This window comes from Spirochaetota bacterium (assembly GCA_035477215.1).
GTDB lineage: Bacteria > Spirochaetota > UBA4802 > UBA4802 > UBA5368 > MVZN01.
This window is the reverse complement of sequence record DATIKU010000003.1, coordinates 1-16,269: the sequence shown is the minus strand read 5'-3', so window position 1 is coordinate 16,269 and position 16,269 is coordinate 1. Positions and strand designations below refer to the sequence as shown.

Here is a 16,269-nt window from a genome sequence, read left to right as displayed (position 1 = left end):
CACCCCTATAGAAGCTTTTCCTTAATATTGTACTGCCACAGCTCGACGAGCTTTTCAAACTCGCGGTCGCGCGGTTTTCCCTCGTAGGCCTTGTTGCGTCGCTTGATAAGATAGGCCACCGTGGAATCCTCGATCAGGTAGGTTTCGTTGAGGACATTGAGTTTTTTAATGAGGTAGTTGAGATTGTGCGTCTGGAAATCGCCGATGTAATCGATCGAGGCGATGGTCGGTTCGTATTTGATCAATAGTTCGATAAAATAAAGTGAAAGGCGCAGGGAATCGATGCTGCCTCCCGAGGCCGACTTAAAATGCATGCTTAGCTTTTCGAAGAGTTCCATATGCTGGTAATAGGAGTCGTATATGGGATTGAGGTATTCGGGGAAGATGTTCATGATTTCAATGAGGTCGATCGGACTGTCGATCCCGCGGAAATGGTCGAAAATTTTACGGCTGTGATCGTTATGCGGCTCCGCCTCGACAAGCTCGACGTACATGTCTTTGATTATGGTCCGTACCTTGCCGGATTTTTTAAGGTATATCTCTATCTCGACCGGCTCGACATAGTATTTGATTTTGTCCGAGGGGTCCATCGTCGCGGCTATTTTCCGAGCTTCGAGAGGAGCGACTCGAGCCGTTTTACCCGGTCGGCGCTCGCGGAGAGGGACCGCGCCTTTTCGACCAGCGGTGCGATATCGAGGCCGCGTGCGGCGCTTTTCTCGATTTCCTCCATGGTTTGATGAAACGCTATACCGCTGTCCAGCAGACGCGTATATGACATTCCCCACAGCGTGTCGCCCTCTTTCACCACCACGCGCTCACCGTCGAGCATCACGAAAACGTTTCCGGGGTAAATCCAGTTGGGGTTTCTGTTCTTCAACGACGCGTACGGTATCGGGGCGTATCCGTTTCTAACCGCCACCCGGTTGACGTACACGAAGACGTCGTGTTCGCTTACGTGGATGCCGTATTTTTTGATGAGCTCCCCGCGCAGGCGCTTTTCCTCGGCCTCTTTATTCGCGCGTTTTTCCTCCACCGCGGCTTTTTGGTGCTCGTGGTATATCGGCGCCCCGATATGATAGCCGAGCGCGGCGAGGGCCGCAAGCGCCAGTACGGCAAGGAACGGGATCGCCTTCCTGAGCATCATCTTTCTGCGCTCACGCGCGGCACTCTCCCGTTCCATGTCGTTTCGTTCGCCGAGGGACTCGAATTCGTATTGTTCCTTTTTCAGGGCGATGGCGGCGCGAAGTTCGCGGATGCGCGAATCATCCTTCATCTTTCCGGCAAAGAGGCTGAGCAGATCGCGAAGACGCCTGCGGTCGGCGATGATGGTTTCGTAATGGCGCCGTAGTGCGGGGTCGGCGATCCGGTCGAGGTCCGCGGGCGAGTCCTCGGGCACCTCGTCGAGCACGATAAAGGCCCCGGGGCCTCCCGGAATATCCTCCATGTACTCGTACAGCGAGCCGTCGCACAGCGCCATGCATATTCTGAAGCGCGGGGAAACATCCGGTGCGATGACGGAGGGATCGGCCGGGACTATGAGCGAGTCCATGAGCTTCTGGAGCGCGGAGGATACTTTGCGGTCGGTCGTGGTGTTCCGGTATATTTTCAGCAATGCGAGGATGTTCACGGCCTCCCGTGTCGACTCGAACCGGGTGCCGGCGTCAGTTTGCCGGCCGGCGGGCAGGAGGCCCCTGATCGATTCGACATCGCCCGAGGCGAGCTTCTCGACGATCTCTTTCGCCGAAACGTGTTTCGCGATTTCGGCGATGAGCCCGGCCGTGTCGGTGTACTTGAGCAGCTCGTACTGTATGCCCGGGATGGCGATCGCCGGTCCGCCCGGCCTCGGTTTGGGCAGGGGCCGTCCCTGTTCGGGAATGAGAATGAGCGGCGTATCGGTCGATTTAAACAGGAGGTTGGCCTCCTCGTACACCGGGTAGCTTATCATAATGGCATCGAGGTCTTCCCCGAGGATGGACTGCACCCCGGCAAAACCCTTGATGTAGGCGAGTGTGAGGTCTTCGAACGACGGCTTTGCTTTTTTGTACAGCATGCGAACATTGAAGGTCCCCGGGTAATTACGGGCGCTCATGCCGTCGCCCGTCTCGAACGAAAAGCCGTCGAAGTCCTTTCTGCTGATGGTGGCGCCGGTAAAGAGCTTCTGGAGGAGGTCGATGTCGTCGCGGTGGTCGGAGAATATTTTAAGTTTGCCGTGTGTCTGGTGTTTCCATCGGGCAAGACGGGTAATGTTGATGAGATTGGACGACGGCAGCAGGAGCTCCCGGATCTGCGCGGGATCGATTTCGAGCCTGGCGAAGTCCTCGTGGCAGGCGCGCGGGAAGTGGTACGGGGTGAAATAGCGGTTTTTATAAAAAAGCGGATTGTTCTGTAAAACCACAAATCCGCATCCCGTATAGCGCGCCGATTCGCGTCCGATTTCGGAGATGGTGTCGAGGATGCGAAGATCATCGAAGTACCGTCCTTCAGGGGCTTTAAGGTTGAATATGGCGCGGCGGTTGTGCGTTACCTGGAAGTCTCCGTTCGTATAAAATACGCCGATGAAGGAGTCCCTGTCGGAAATGATCTTTTCTTTCGATATCTGCGGTATGTCCCTTTCGATTTCGACGACCGAGACGTTCGTGAGGTCGAGGCCGAAGGTCTTCTGGAAATCGAGGTAGCGTTTTACCACCAGCCTGCTTCCGATGTATCGGTTGGTGGGAAGGTAGTTGACGTCGATATTGAACTGTTCGTACGAGGGGTTGCCGATCAGGTGGTCGGTGACAATGATGTTTTCGATGAGCGGGATAATCTCCACCGGGAGGTTCGCCCAGTTGCCGATGCGGATGAACGGCTTTTCGTCGTCGACGGTGTCGCCGGTGAATATCACGTAGCAGTCGTGGTCGAGTATGAAGAGCCTGTCGCCGTCCTGCCGTATTACATCGCTGAGTTCCATCCGGGATATTCCCCTCGCATTCTTTTTATTCCGCCGGCGCGCCTGTGGTGCCGATCGCCCCTGTGAATTCTACATGATCCTTCGCCCGCATAGCAAGTCTTTTTATCGAGCCGTCCGCAAAGACGCGCGATATTTCCGCGAGGATCCGGATCTGAGATTCATGGTCCGCGATCGGAGTGAGGATTAAAAAAACGACGTGCGCGGGCATGCCGTCCGGGGCGTCGAAGTCGACACCCGCCGGGGAGAGCCCAACGATTACGCAGGGCCTCCTGATTTCGGCCATGCGGGCGTGCGGAACGGCGATGCCGTCGCCGATGCCGGTGCTCATGATAGACTGGCGCTCGATGGCGCGTTCGGCAATCAGCGCCGCGTCGAGGCCGGTTTTACGCGCGGCCGCCACCGCCATTTCCGCAATGGCCCCGGACGAGTCATTGTTCGCCAATATCGGGATGAATGTGCCTTCGTCGATCAGGGCGGGCAGAAGCGGTTTATCCTCCGGCCGCAGGAAGAGCCTGATCAGGGCCGGGCTCAGCACCGAGGTAACGATTGCCATTATAACGATTGCGACAAAGGTGGTATCGCCGATAATGCCGTGCTTGAGGGCGAAGAGGCCTATAATTATCTCCATGGCGCCGCGTGCGCTCATCGCCGAACCCACGGGGAGGGATTGGCGGATGCCGTATCCGGAGAAGAATCCTCCCGCAATCGATCCGGCGAATTTGCTCGCGAACGCGATTACGATGAGTATTACTGTAAGTACAGGATCGAAATTGCCGATGAAATCGATTCGGAGGCCGATCGAGACGAAAAACAGCGGCGCGAAGATATTGTTGATGAATTGATTGAGGATGTCCTTGGTGTGCTCACGCAGGTGCGGTGAGTCCCCGACGGCGATCCCCGCCAGAAACGCTCCGAGAATGGCGTGGATGCCGATCGATTCGGTTGTCGCCGAGCAGACGAGCCCTATCGAGACGATGAAGGCGATGGTTCCGCCGGGCCACTCGGCGTGCTTTTCGATCCAGGGGAGCGCCTGGTTGATAAGGAAGCGAACGACGGTGAGAATCATGACCGTCACCAGGAGGGTGAGCGCAACTATTTTCAGGACCGGCACACTGTCGACGGCGCCGGTCGAAGAGAGCTGTACGATGATTGAAAACACGATCCAGCCGAAGAGGTCGTTTATCATCGCCGAGGCGAGCACGAGCATGCCGAAGTCGGTGTGAAACAGTTTCATGTCCAGAAGTATCTTCGCTATGACGGGTAGCGCAGTGATGGAGAGTGCGACGCCGATAAATAGGGCCAGCACGATATCGTCGCCGCGGCCGAAAAGGCCCGGGGCGAAAAGGACCAGGCTGAATCCGAGCGCGAAGGGCACCGCTATATTGAACGCGCTCATGGCGAATACCGTTTTTCCCTGCTTGAGCACCGTCGACAGGTCGACCTCGAGCCCGGCGACGAGCAGCAGGAACACCACCCCCATATAGACGATGGCATCCAAGGCAGTGGAGCCGCGTGTGCCGGCGGGAAATATCCAATGGAAGAAATCGGGCGACAGTCTTCCCATGAGGCTGGGCCCGATGCAGATGCCGGCGAGTATCTCGCCGACGACCGAGGGGAGGCGTACGCGCCTGAAAACCTCGCCGAGGACCCTGCCTGCCCCGAGCATCAGCGCGATGCCGAGAAAGAGGACGACGATATCGTTGCCTGAAAGCGTGTTCATTCCGGTCAATAAGGAACATCCCGGTTTTTTTAAGGACGAAAAACCGGTTTAAATGACGCCGTTTCGTATAATAGATGAAAGCGCCCGGATGGCAATTAAATTACCGAAGGCGGCCTTTTTTTGCTGGAAGAAATGGCCTCAAATCGCTATTTTTCGGATGTCACCGGGCATTTTCGGGGCGTGTGGCCCGCCCGCTGTGCCGATTAATACAGTAGCAACGACACTATGAGATATTTTCAGGAATACCGATGAACCGGATCGTTTCAGGCCTTTACGGTCTGCACCTTCGTTATCCGTATGTGCGCCAGGCGATATGGTCGCTCGCGGGCCTCGTGGTGGCCGCGGGAGTGGTCGTGGTCGTATCGGTGAGCGTGAAGGTGTCGACGCTTCCGGTGGGCTGGGAAAGAAGCTTCTTCATCTCCCCGGTGGGGGTCGACGCGCGCAACATCCAGGTCGCTTCGCGCGGGAGGTTTATCGCGGCCGTATTCGAGGGCATGGACAAAAAGGCCCATCGGATCTATGCGGCGCTTTCGTTCGACGGCGGGAAATCGTTCTTCGATCCGATACCGATCGCGGACGTGGCGATTGGAATGGACCACTACCCGTATATCGCGGTTTCGGGGTCCGGGCAGGTGGCCGTGGTGTGGCAGAACATCCTGCCCGAAGACGCGAAGATCAGGGTGTTTTATTCGGTCTCGACCGATATGGGGGCCACCTGGGCATCCCCGTCGAGGGTGTATCTGCCCTCCGACACCGAGCTTCTGCCGATGGTCTTTTATGACGACCGTAACACCCTGCATCTGTTTTACCACGGGCAGCGCCTCGGCGCGTTCACGCTGTTCCATGCCGAAAGCCCCGACGGCAAGACCTTCAATGAGCCCGACGTCCTGGCCAGGGCGGGCGATCTCCGCGGTTCGTTCTTCCCGGCGGTGCACCTGGAGGGGAATCATATATTCGTGGTTTGGCAGGGCAAGGGCGATTTCCACGGCGTGCTCGCCGATGACCTGTATTTCATCCGCTCGGAGAACTACGGCCGCAGCTGGAGCTCCGCCAGGAGGATCACCCGGAGCCCGGCCAACGACGCCGCGCCGTCGATCGCGTTTTATCACGATACGATCTACTGCGTATACCAGAACAACGACGACAAAAACTGGGCCATTAAAATGCTCCGGGGCGGCGATTACGGCAAAACCTGGACCGAAAGGCCCCTCGATGTCACCGCCACCAACGCGAACTGTTATTCGCCCCGGGTGCTGCCGGGCCGGATCGACGAGTTGGTGATCGTGTGGTACGACACCAGGGATGTCCGTCCGGGGATAATGTCCCGAAAGTACATGCTCGCGGATCGCGCCTTTTCGGCCGAGAACCGTCTTTCGCCGCAGAACGTACCGGCCCGCAAGCCCGCTATGGTGTCCTCGAACGCACGCGTGGTCGCGGTCTGGGAGGAGGCCGACCGTGTGGCGGCGAAACACTCGGACATTTATGTCGATACCCCGGTCCTTTTTTCGCCGACGCATCCCGAAAACGCCTGGTCGAAGGATTCGACGGCACTGGTGCAGTGGACCCCTCCGACGGACGAGTCGGGAATCATAGGGTATGCCGTAATCGTAAACAAGGTGCCCGATTTTATCCCGGCGGTCCAGAACCTCGAGGGCAACGTCCGCACATATCGCATTCCCGACCTTGACGACGGTATCAGCTATTTCCATATCCGCGCGGTGGACGGCGCCGGCAATTACAGCCGTACCATCCACTATCCCCTGCAGGTGAGCAAAAACCAGCTTGCCGGGCCCCTTGTGGTGTCGCCGACGCACCCGGAATCACAGGTATCGGCGTCGCGCGCGCCGCGGTTTCGCTGGACGATGGGCGAGAAGGCCCGCCTGAAGGGTTTTCTCTACAGCATCGCGCGTGATACATCCGTGCGCCCGGCGACGTTCAGCGGAGACTTCGAGGCCGCTTTCGAGGGGCTTGAGGACGGGCGCTATTTCTTTACGCTGGCCGCGGTGGACAAAACGAACACCATGGGCCGCGTTTCGGTATACGAGATAATCGTCAACAAGGCCGATCCGCTCGACCTGGAGGCTTACGAGCGAATTGCGAAGGGCCTCGATTTCGGTCCCGGGACCGGGCCGCCACGTCCGGCGGTTCCGCGTATTGAGATCGTCTTCCCGTTCGATCCGAAAAACCCGTTCGACCGCGGATCGTTCGAGGCCCGCATCGTGCCGCGGAACATACGCCCCGAATTCATCACCGGCTATTCTATCTCAGCCGGGGGCGAGCCCAAACGCGCGCCTGCGGATATAAATCATACCGGAGACACCGTCGCGTTCGACGACCTCGAGGAGGGTACCTATTATATCAGCGCGCGTGCCCAGTATTACCGGATAGAGGATGGAAAGAAGACACTTTTCTGGACACAGCCGGCGGGAGCGAGCTTTGTCATCTCCGCGCGGCGCGACCTTTCACCGGTTATGGCCTACGCCGAGGAGCTGCAGAAGCGGCTCTACCGCCGGTGGGTGGTCGTCTCCGTTTCGCTTCTGGGGCTTGCGCTTTCGCTCGTGACGATCGGCTACGGGACGCGCCTGGGCTTCTGGGCGCGGCTTGTGGGGTTCAGGGTGAAAAGCCTGGTGCGGGTGCGCCTTCAGGTCCGGTAGGACGGCATTGCGGCGTCGCGACGCGGCCTGGGCGCGGGCCTACCAGCGAACGAATACCTCTTCGGGCTCGAAGAAAAACGCTATCTCCCTCTCGGCGCTTTTTGCGCTGTCCGAGCCGTGGACCGCGTTACGCTGATTATTTTCACCGAAATCGCGTCGTATGGTTCCCGGCGCCGCTTCCGGGGAGTTGGTTTTCCCCATTATCTCGCGGTTCCTGGCTATCGCATCGTCGCCCTCCAGTACCTGGGCGAGGATGGGCCCCGAGGTAATGAATTCGACGAGCGGCTCGAAGAAGGGCTGCCCCTCGTGCTCGGCGTAAAAGCGCTTCGCATCGTCGACCGAGAGATGGAGCATGCGCGCGGCGGCTATGCGCAGGCCGTTTTTCTCGAACCGTGAGTATATTTCGCCGATGACATTTTTTCCGACGGCGTCGGGCTTGATCATTGAGAGCGTGCGTTCCCTGGGCATGGTTTTCCGTCCTTGTAATCCGGGCTGTTATATCGTTGTGCGAGACGCGGCGCTCCCGGATGCGATCAGGTTTTCGGCGCGGCCCTACGGCGGGCACTTGGCGCAGACCGACTTGAAGAGCGCCGTGGAGAGATAGCGGTCGCCGCGATCGGGGAGTATGGTGACGATCGTCCCCTCGTCCATCACGCGCGCCGCTCGTATGGCCCCGGCGACGGCCGCGCCGCTGGACATGCCGCAGAACAGTCCCTCGCGCACCGCCAGATCGCGGCACGTCGCGAAAGCCTCCTCGTCGCCGACGGTCACTATCTCGTCGATCATCGCCGGATTGTAAATGCCGGGCACGAGGCTCTCGGTCATGTTTTTAAGCCCCTGGATGGTGTGCCCCACCGGAGGCTCGACCGCGATGATTCTTGTCGATGTATCGTGCTCCCTGAGGCGCCGGCCGACCCCCATGATGGTGCCGGTGGTCCCGAGCCCGGCCACGAAGGCCGAAATTGGGCCGCCCGCCTGTTCGATGATCTCCGGCGCGGTGGTCTCGTAGTGCGCGAGAACGTTAGCGGGATTGGAGAACTGGTCGGGCATGTAGTATTTGCCCGGCTCGGCCTCGAGCATGCGGCGCGCCTCGACAATGGCGCCGTCGGTCGCCTGGCATCCGGGCGTGAGCACGAGCTCGGCGCCAAAGGCCATGAGTATGCTCCGCCGCTCCATGCTGACGCAATCGGGCATGCAGAGCGTTACGCGCAAGCCCATGGAGACCCCCACCATCGCCAGGCCTATGCCGGTGTTCCCGCTGGTGGGTTCGAGGATTATTTTGTCGACGGTGAGCTCGCCGCTCTCCACGGCCTTTTTAAGCATGTAGTACGCCGGGCGGTCTTTCACCGAGCCGCCGGGGTTCGCGCCCTCGAGCTTCGCGAGTATCGCCACGCGAGGGTTGGGCGAGAGGTGCCGCAGGCGCACGACCGGCGTATTGCCGATCGCGGAGGCGACTCCGGCGCTGGCGAGCAGGGTTTCGGTAGTTTTCATGTGTGCCGTCCTGTGTAGAGCAGCGGAACGCCCCGCGGGCGCTCCCCCGTGCGTTTCGATCGGTGCGTCCTATGAGCGGGCGATGGGGCTCGAACCCACGACGTCCAGCTTGGGAAGCTGACATTCTACCACTGAATTACGCCCGCGTTGGTGTCTCCCTGTATATTTATGCGTAAATACGTGATTATTGAACATTAAAGTCAATACTTTTTTAGCATTTTGTTCCGTGAGGTGATAGGATGTGTAACGCTGTATCCCATTTCTATCTCATTCGTATCGGGGGCCGTTTAAATTTACTGCCTAAAAAAGAGGTGATTCAGCAGCTTACAGTACTGTTCGAATACCTCACAAGCCTCTCTTATTCGATTTCTGAAAGGTTATTTTTAGGCGGATATTTACCTAATTTGCCCGTCGAGGGGAGCGTGAAAAATTTATTGCGTAATTTGGAACTTACCGGTCACAGTAACGGGATACACAAGTAAAATAAGGCGATTCACCTGAAACTGCAAAAAATGCCTGTGAATTACAAAAACTGAGAATCCGAGGGGAAATAAAAAAGATGCACAACAGTCATTATTACCAACTTATTTCTTTTTTATAGTTGACGTTAATGTGTGTAACGCTTGATAAAATCGTAACATTACAATGAAATTTTGTTTTGTGATTATTTAATAAAAAACGAAAAATAATTATGATAAAAATTGTCGATACAACATTACGTGACGGGCATCAATCGCTCATTGCCACAAGAATGAGAACAGAAGATATGCTCCCTGTGTTAGAAAAACTTGATGAAATCGGTTTTTATTCGCTTGAAGTTTGGGGTGGTGCAACTTTTGATTCATGTTTAAGGTTTTTAGCCGAAGACCCTTGGGAACGGCTGCGAAAAATAAAAGAAAAAGTAAAAAAAACACCGCTTCAAATGTTGTTGCGCGGCCAAAATCTTGTTGGCTATCGCCATTATGCCGATGACACCACAAAAAAATTTGTAAGCCTTTGTGTAAAGAATGGTATTGATATTTTAAGAATATTCGATGCACTTAATGACATACGCAATATGGAAGTCTCCATAAAAGCAGCAAAAGACTCGGGCGCCATAGTGCAGGGAACAATCGCTTACACCACCAGTCCCGTACATACGGTAGAATGGTTTGCCGAAATGGCTGTTAAACTCGAAATACTGGGCAGTGATGTAGTTTGCATTAAAGATATGGCAGGGCTTATTACGCCCAAGGCCGCATATGATTTAGTTTCTGCAATAAAAAATGCGACCAGGCTCCCCGTCGACCTTCATACACACATGACCAGCGGAATGGGCATGTTGAGTTATTACGCAGCCTGCGAGGCAGGTGCGGATATTGTTGACTGTGCATTTTCACCGTTGGCAGGTGGGACCTCCCAGCCACCTATGGAATCATTTGTTGCTTCGCTTAAAGATACTCCATTCGATACCGGCTTGGATTTAAAAAAACTTGTCGATATCGGGTATTATTTCTTAAAAGTGAGGGAGAAATACGAGACACTTTTCACCCCTGTCGCCGAAAAGTCGGATGTAAGCGTTTTGCTTCACCAGATTCCTGGAGGAATGATTTCGAACCTTTATTCGCAACTAAAAGAACAAAAAGCAACACACAGATACAATGATGTTCTTAAAGAAGTTCCCAGGGTAAGGGAAGATTTGGGTTTTCCGCCACTGGTAACCCCTACAAGCCAGATTATAGGAACACAGGCCGTGTTAAATGTTTTGATGGGGGCAAGGTATAAAAAGGTTACCGAAGAAGTTAAAAATTATTGCATGGGCGGTTATGGAGAAACACCCGTGCCAATAAAAAAAGAAATACTCGATATTATCATTAATAATCAAAAACCCATTACGGTGCGTCCCGCCGATTTATTAAGTCCCGAGTTGGAAAAATCGAAAAAAGAAGCAATAGAACTGGGTGTCCCCATAAATTCAGAAGAAGACCTGTTAAGTTACGTTATGTACCCGCAAGTGGCAGCCAAGTTTCTTAAAGGAGAAGCAAAGCCGGAGACTCTCCCCGTTGCCGAAACTATTGAAAAACCATCTAACAGGCCCGTTAGTTCTGACGAGTTCATTGTAACAGTTGATGATGAAGAGTTCAGGGTTAAGATAAAACCGGTTAAGGGTATTGTCATTGAAAAAGAAAAAGAGGTAATAAAGCCACCGAATGAGCCTGTTTCAAAAGGAGCTGTTTTGTCGCCCATGCAGGGAATGGTGGTATCAATAAAAGTTAAAATTGGCGAAAATGTTAAAAAAGGACAATCGGTTGTAGTACTTGAGGCAATGAAGATGCAGGCTGAAATTCTATCAGAAAACGATGGTATTGTAAAAGGAATATACGTTTCAGAGAGCGAAGTAGTAGATACAAACGACGTGCTGATGGTAATAGAATAACATTAATGGGAACCTCTATAAATTAGTTTTTTAAAGTTCCCCTCAGGGAACAACTGCTGGTTATATCAGGACTTACTATTATTTGAATAATGAATGCCCTGATTTTTCGAGGCGCCCTAATAGAAGTTTTAAAAATAAAATTTATGATAAAGAAAATACTGATAGCGAATCGTTCTGAGATAGCAATAAGAATAATGCGTGCTGCAAGAGAGCTTGGAATTAAAACTGTAGCCATTTATTCTGATGTTGATACTCATGCTTTACACGCAAAATATGCCGATGAAGCATACCCCTTGGGGGGAAACAATGTTAAGGAAACGTATCTTAACATTAAGAAAATAATTGCTATTGCAAAGAAATGCGATGCTTCGGCGATACATCCCGGATATGGTTTTTTGTCCGAAAACCCCAATTTTGCTTATTCGTGTGAAAAAGAAGGTATCATTTTTATTGGCCCGTCGAGCAGGGTTATCGAGCTAATGGGCAATAAAATTATAGCCAGAAAAACAGTTGCGGAAGCAGGCGCCCCCGTGGTTCCGGGAACTGTTGATGAGGTAAAAGATATTGAATTAGCGAAGAAAATATCTTCCGAAATAGGTTATCCTGTAATCATTAAAGCTGCGGCCGGGGGCGGGGGCATTGGAATGCGAATTGCCAATAATCCCGAAGAACTTTTAATTGCAATAGAACAGTCGAAAGCTACAGCAGGATCAGCGTTTGGGGATCCGTCTGTTTTTATTGAAAAATATGTTGAAGAGCCAAGACATATTGAATTCCAGATTATTGCCGACAAGTACGGAAATGTTGTGCATCTTGGAGAAAGAGAATGTTCGATTCAGCGACGCCATCAAAAACTTATAGAAGAAGCGCCATCTCCGGTTATGACAGATGAGTTAAGAAAAAATATGGGCGATGTAGCGGTAAAAATAGCGAAAGCAATAAATTATACAAACGCCGGAACCATAGAATTCATTTATACCAAAGGCAAGTTCTATTTCATGGAAATGAATACCCGCATTCAGGTTGAACATGCTATAACTGAAGTAATTACCGGAATCGACATCGTTAAACATCAAATACTTATCGCTGCCGGCGAAAAACTTCCTTTTGAACAGGATGATATTAAAATATATGGTCATGCGATAGAATGCAGAATTAACGCGGAAGACCCGTTAAATAATTTTGCGCCCTCCCCTGCGAAACTGAAGGGATACCGTTCTCCGGGAGGGGTTGGTATAAGAATAGATTCGGGGGTGTTTAGTTCATACACCATACCAGCTTATTACGACTCTATGATTTCAAAGCTTATTGCGTGCGGAAAAGACAGAAACGAGGCTATTGAACGAATGAAAAGGGCTCTATATGAGTATATAATTGTTGGGCCTAAAACAAATATACCTTTTCATAAAGCAGTTATGTCTAACGATATGTTTGTTAAAGGAGACCTCTCAACACATTTTATTTCAGAACAACAAACCATCCTTAGCCAAACCATGAATATAATAATAGATGAACAATCATTGCAGAAAAAACTTAAAAGTATATTTCGTTCTGAAATGAAAACCGCTGCAATAACAGCAGCAGTAGAATCATATATCAAAACAAATTAGGTTTATTTGTAATAGTTAGCATAACACCCGACACAAGCCGATACTATTTAATAAAAGGTGTCACTCCAGTCTCTCCAGTCGGTATGGGTTTGTCCTTGCATTTATGCTTTAAAAATCAAACAATTCCCCCAGTAATCCTTTTTTCTTTTTATAATGAGAATCCTTGTCCGATGGATATCGTTTTTTATCGGAATAGTTATCGTGTTGCACATCCTTGACATTTTGCGAAGAACGTTCAATGACTTTATCAAGTTCTCCGCGGTCAAGCCAAACTCCACGACAATCCGGACAGTAGTCAATTTCGATACCACTTCGGTCTGTCATTACCAGGTTTACATTGCAACTTGGACATTTCATAGTGTTACCCCTTTCTTAATTTAATACTTTTTTCAAAAAGCTTATCCTTCTCATTTGAAGGGCGTTTCGAATCTGTCCCGCTTTTAGTGGAAATACATCAGCGGTAATTTTTCATAACCCTAACTCGCCCTCCTGTCAATCATTAAAATTTTGTAACTATTCAGCAAAAAAAGTCAATGAGGGAAAAAAAGAATATTAATCTGAATAGGATGGTATAATTTATGTCGCATGAATCGCGACGATATACGAAAATTAATAGAACAAGACCCGGAAGCGATTATTGATTTAATCGAAAAACTTCTTGCCAGGGTCGAAGAGCTTGAACGTCGGCTGAACAAGGACAGTCATAACAGTAACAAGCCACCCTCGAGCGACGGATTGAGCCGCAAGGAAAGACGTGCGCACGAACGAAAGAGCCGGAAAAAGCGCGGCGGTCAGAATGGTCACGAAGGCAACCAATTGAAGATGAGCGTCTCACCCGATCGGACGGAAGTCCACCGGGCGGAAAAATGCAATAAATGCAACTGTTCTCTTGAATGTCATCCGTCACTTAAAATGCCCCCGGGTCGGCAATGAAAATGTCCCCACCTCCCGTTACTGGAGAATCATGCATTAACCGATTTCATTTGTCAATCCCTGCTGCCTGTTTCTGGAGACGAAAGCGTCGAGGCGATAGCTTTTCCCTTCGATGACGATTTTAAACGCACGGTGCACCAGGCGGTCCATTGCGGCGCTGCCGATAAGCGGGTTCTCGAAGATGGACTGCCACTCGGAGAAATCCCGGTTCGAAGTGATGACGGTTGCCGCCGATTCATACCTGGTACAGATGATTTCATAGAGGTCGTTTTGCTGGATGGGATCGAGATCGTTCAACCCGAAATCGTCGAGTATGAGCAGCGGGACGTCGGCGAGCGATTTCAATTTCCGTTCGAAGGTACCGTCGGCCCTTCCTGAGCCAAGCCATTTGAGAAGGGCGTAGGTACGCCGGAAAAGCACATCGATGCCGCGCCGGCACGCCTCGTGCCCCAGGGCACAGGCAAGATGCGATTTGCCCACGCCGGACGGTCCGACCAGGAAGATGTTTTCCCCACGCTCGACGAAGGCACAGGTGGCAAGCTCGCGGATGAGCGGTTCGTGGATGCGTGCGTTGAATTTAAAGTCGAAGGATTCGAACGTCATCTTCGGGTCCAGGCCGCTTTTTTTGAGACGGGTGACGAGGACCTTGAAGTCCCGCCGCTCGATCTCGTCCTGGAAGAGCGAGAGCAGAAATTCCGAGTATCCGCTTCGATCATCCTCGGCCTGTCGGATACGCAGCTCCAGGTTGTCGAGGACGCCGGACATCTTGAGTCGTGTGAGCTTCGGTTTGAGTTGTGCCAGTTCATTCATGGTGTTCCTCCGCGGGTGAATGTGTGTTAAAATATCCGGACACCCGCGCGAAGGCGAAGAGACGCTGCCCGTGCGAGTCGGCCGGGTGAGAAGCGCCGAGTGTATCGAGATTTTTTTCGAGGATGCGTTTGACCGCGTCGTAGCGGGGCGCGTCAAAGTTGAGGGCCCGGCGGCAGGCGGCCTCCACGCGCGGCTGCCCGTATTTGACGGCAAGGGTGATAATGCCGTGAACGGAACGCTCCCGTGCGACGGGCCGCTCGTTGAGGAGAAGCCGGGAGAGCTCGTGTGCGGCATCGCCGATGCACTGCGCCCGTGCGAGCAGTGTATCGCGGGTGTGCTCCAGGTATGCCCGTGCCCGCGCGCCCAGGTGGTCGGGATTGTCGACGTCCTGATGCGGTCTGGATGCCCTCCGGTGTGAGGCGATGAGTTCGAGGTCACAAAACACGCGTATTCTGCGCGTATCCGAGGCAACGAGCACGTCTTTGCCGATATACCGGTCGGGAACGGAATACCGGGAGCGGTCGAAATGCACTCTGCCGTCCGGCCGTACCGTGCCTTTGCTCCATGAAACGATATCGAATCGATCGCCGGGAAGCGGCTTCAGGGAGGCGGACTCCTGAACGAAAAGCTCGTCGGGCGTGCTTCCAATGCCCTTGATGACGCGCACATCGGCAATCGTCCGCTCCCACTGCCGAAGCGCCGGCAGAATATCATCCGCGCAGGGGATATCCCTCCCCATCTCTTTCTGGCGCAAACGGAAAGCGGCGTAGAAATTGTTCTTCACGTACTTGATGTCGCTTTCAACCCCGCCCTTGTGCTGGGGATGATACGGCTTGCAGGGATCGACGAGAAAACCGTAATACTCGGCCAGGTCGTGGTACCCGCGGTTCAATAACGGGTCATAGAACGATGCCGCTATCACCGCGGCCTTGGTATTATCAGGCACCGCGCGGGCCACAACGCCGCCAAAATAATCGAACGCGCGAATATGGCATCCCCAGAAGGTCTCCTGTCGCTGGTCGAACACGATGTCCCGGTACGCCTTCCCGGAATATCGCAGTCGGGCGGAAAATACGTAGGCGATCCGGTTTCGCCGTTCACGGTGATCGTACACGACGCCCAGCCTCCCGAAATCCACTTCCATGACGCCGAACTCCCGCCTTCTTCTCACAATCTCCTTCGGACGCGTGTTCTCAATGCGTGTCTGAACGAATCTACGCACCGTGCTTTCCGAACAAAAGACCCGATCCCGGAGGTTCTGATGCATCACCACGTACGAAATCCCCGCCTCGACGTACTCTTCCAGAAGCGTCCGGAACGGTTCAAGCGGGTGAGTCGACGATTTCCCCTTCATCCCGTAATATTCCTCGTACAGCTCCTTTTCCGGAGGCAGCGAGGAATCCGGCGCAAGCCACCCCTTCTTCACGGCTATCTTCTTGAGTTTTCGAATGACATTCCGGTGGGTGCCGGTATCCCTGAATATCTGTTTTATCCCATGCCCGAGTTTGAGTCTGGATAGTATGTCGCGCATTTCCATAATCGTTTTCTCCCGTGCCATGTATGCCCTCCAGAAACAGGTATCGTTTGGAGGGCCATTTTACGGGAGGGGGGTCACTTTGACTGCCGTTTAAGGGGTCATTTTAAGTGCCGACAGGAGGGACTCTTCCCCTGCCGGATGGGGGGTC

Annotated in this window: 11 protein-coding genes and 1 tRNA gene; 3 read left to right on the top strand and 9 right to left on the bottom strand. The window is 53.2% G+C overall.

Translation table 11 applies throughout. From position 1 onward, the window contains the following. Positions 1-5: 5 nt before the first annotated feature. Genes VLM75_00535 through VLM75_00525 form a run of 3 tightly spaced genes read right to left on the bottom strand, consistent with a single transcriptional unit; the run spans position 6 to position 4,670 of the window. Positions 6-590, bottom strand: a complete 585-nt coding sequence (locus VLM75_00535; protein ID HSV95397.1) for a hypothetical protein — start codon at positions 588-590, stop codon at positions 6-8. A gap of 8 nt (positions 591-598) precedes the next feature. Continuing rightward, complete coding sequence (locus VLM75_00530) at positions 599-2,950, bottom strand: hypothetical protein (protein ID HSV95396.1); 2,352 nt, start codon at positions 2,948-2,950, stop codon at positions 599-601. Between the two features lie 25 nt (positions 2,951-2,975). Further along, positions 2,976-4,670: a cation:proton antiporter gene (locus VLM75_00525; protein HSV95395.1), complete on the bottom strand. Its 1,695-nt coding sequence runs from the start codon at positions 4,668-4,670 to the stop codon at positions 2,976-2,978. A gap of 248 nt (positions 4,671-4,918) precedes the next feature. Between VLM75_00525 and VLM75_00520 the strand changes: the two genes are divergently transcribed. Then, positions 4,919-7,324: a hypothetical protein gene (locus tag VLM75_00520; GenBank protein ID HSV95394.1), complete on the top strand. Its 2,406-nt coding sequence runs from the start codon at positions 4,919-4,921 to the stop codon at positions 7,322-7,324. Positions 7,325-7,363: 39 nt separating this feature from the next. Here the strand turns inward: VLM75_00520 and ndk are convergent, their stop codons facing one another. From ndk to VLM75_00505, 3 genes are all read right to left on the bottom strand, one after another. Next, entirely contained in the window at positions 7,364-7,792 is a 429-nt protein-coding gene (gene ndk, locus VLM75_00515) for a nucleoside-diphosphate kinase (GenBank protein ID HSV95393.1), read from the bottom strand. 84 nt (positions 7,793-7,876) lie between these two features. Further along, positions 7,877-8,815: a cysteine synthase family protein gene (locus tag VLM75_00510; GenBank protein HSV95392.1), complete on the bottom strand. Its 939-nt coding sequence runs from the start codon at positions 8,813-8,815 to the stop codon at positions 7,877-7,879. Between the two features lie 74 nt (positions 8,816-8,889). Next, positions 8,890-8,961 (bottom strand) — tRNA-Gly (locus tag VLM75_00505). 545 nt (positions 8,962-9,506) lie between these two features. Here VLM75_00505 and oadA point away from each other — a divergent pair. Continuing rightward, positions 9,507-11,231: a sodium-extruding oxaloacetate decarboxylase subunit alpha gene (gene oadA / locus VLM75_00500; GenBank protein HSV95391.1), complete on the top strand. Its 1,725-nt coding sequence runs from the start codon at positions 9,507-9,509 to the stop codon at positions 11,229-11,231. Between the two features lie 143 nt (positions 11,232-11,374). Continuing rightward, entirely contained in the window at positions 11,375-12,841 is a 1,467-nt protein-coding gene (locus VLM75_00495; protein ID HSV95390.1) for an acetyl-CoA carboxylase biotin carboxylase subunit, read from the top strand. 108 nt (positions 12,842-12,949) lie between these two features. On the opposite strand, the gene VLM75_00490 is transcribed toward VLM75_00495, so the two are convergent. The 3 genes from VLM75_00490 to istA form a co-directional block, all read right to left on the bottom strand. Further along, positions 12,950-13,198 (bottom strand): zf-TFIIB domain-containing protein, encoded by a 249-nt coding sequence (locus VLM75_00490; GenBank protein ID HSV95389.1) that lies wholly within the window; start codon positions 13,196-13,198, stop codon positions 12,950-12,952. 612 nt (positions 13,199-13,810) lie between these two features. Further along, the gene (gene istB, locus VLM75_00485; protein ID HSV95388.1) at positions 13,811-14,584 is read right to left on the bottom strand and encodes an IS21-like element helper ATPase IstB; all 774 of its coding nucleotides are present in this window, start codon (positions 14,582-14,584) and stop codon (positions 13,811-13,813) included. Continuing rightward, positions 14,577-16,142 carry an IS21 family transposase gene (gene istA / locus VLM75_00480; protein ID HSV95387.1) on the bottom strand — a complete coding sequence of 522 codons (1,566 nt, stop codon included), beginning with the start codon at positions 16,140-16,142 and terminating at the stop codon, positions 14,577-14,579. Before istA ends, istB begins: the two co-directional genes overlap by 8 nt. Positions 16,143-16,269 lie beyond the last annotated feature (127 nt).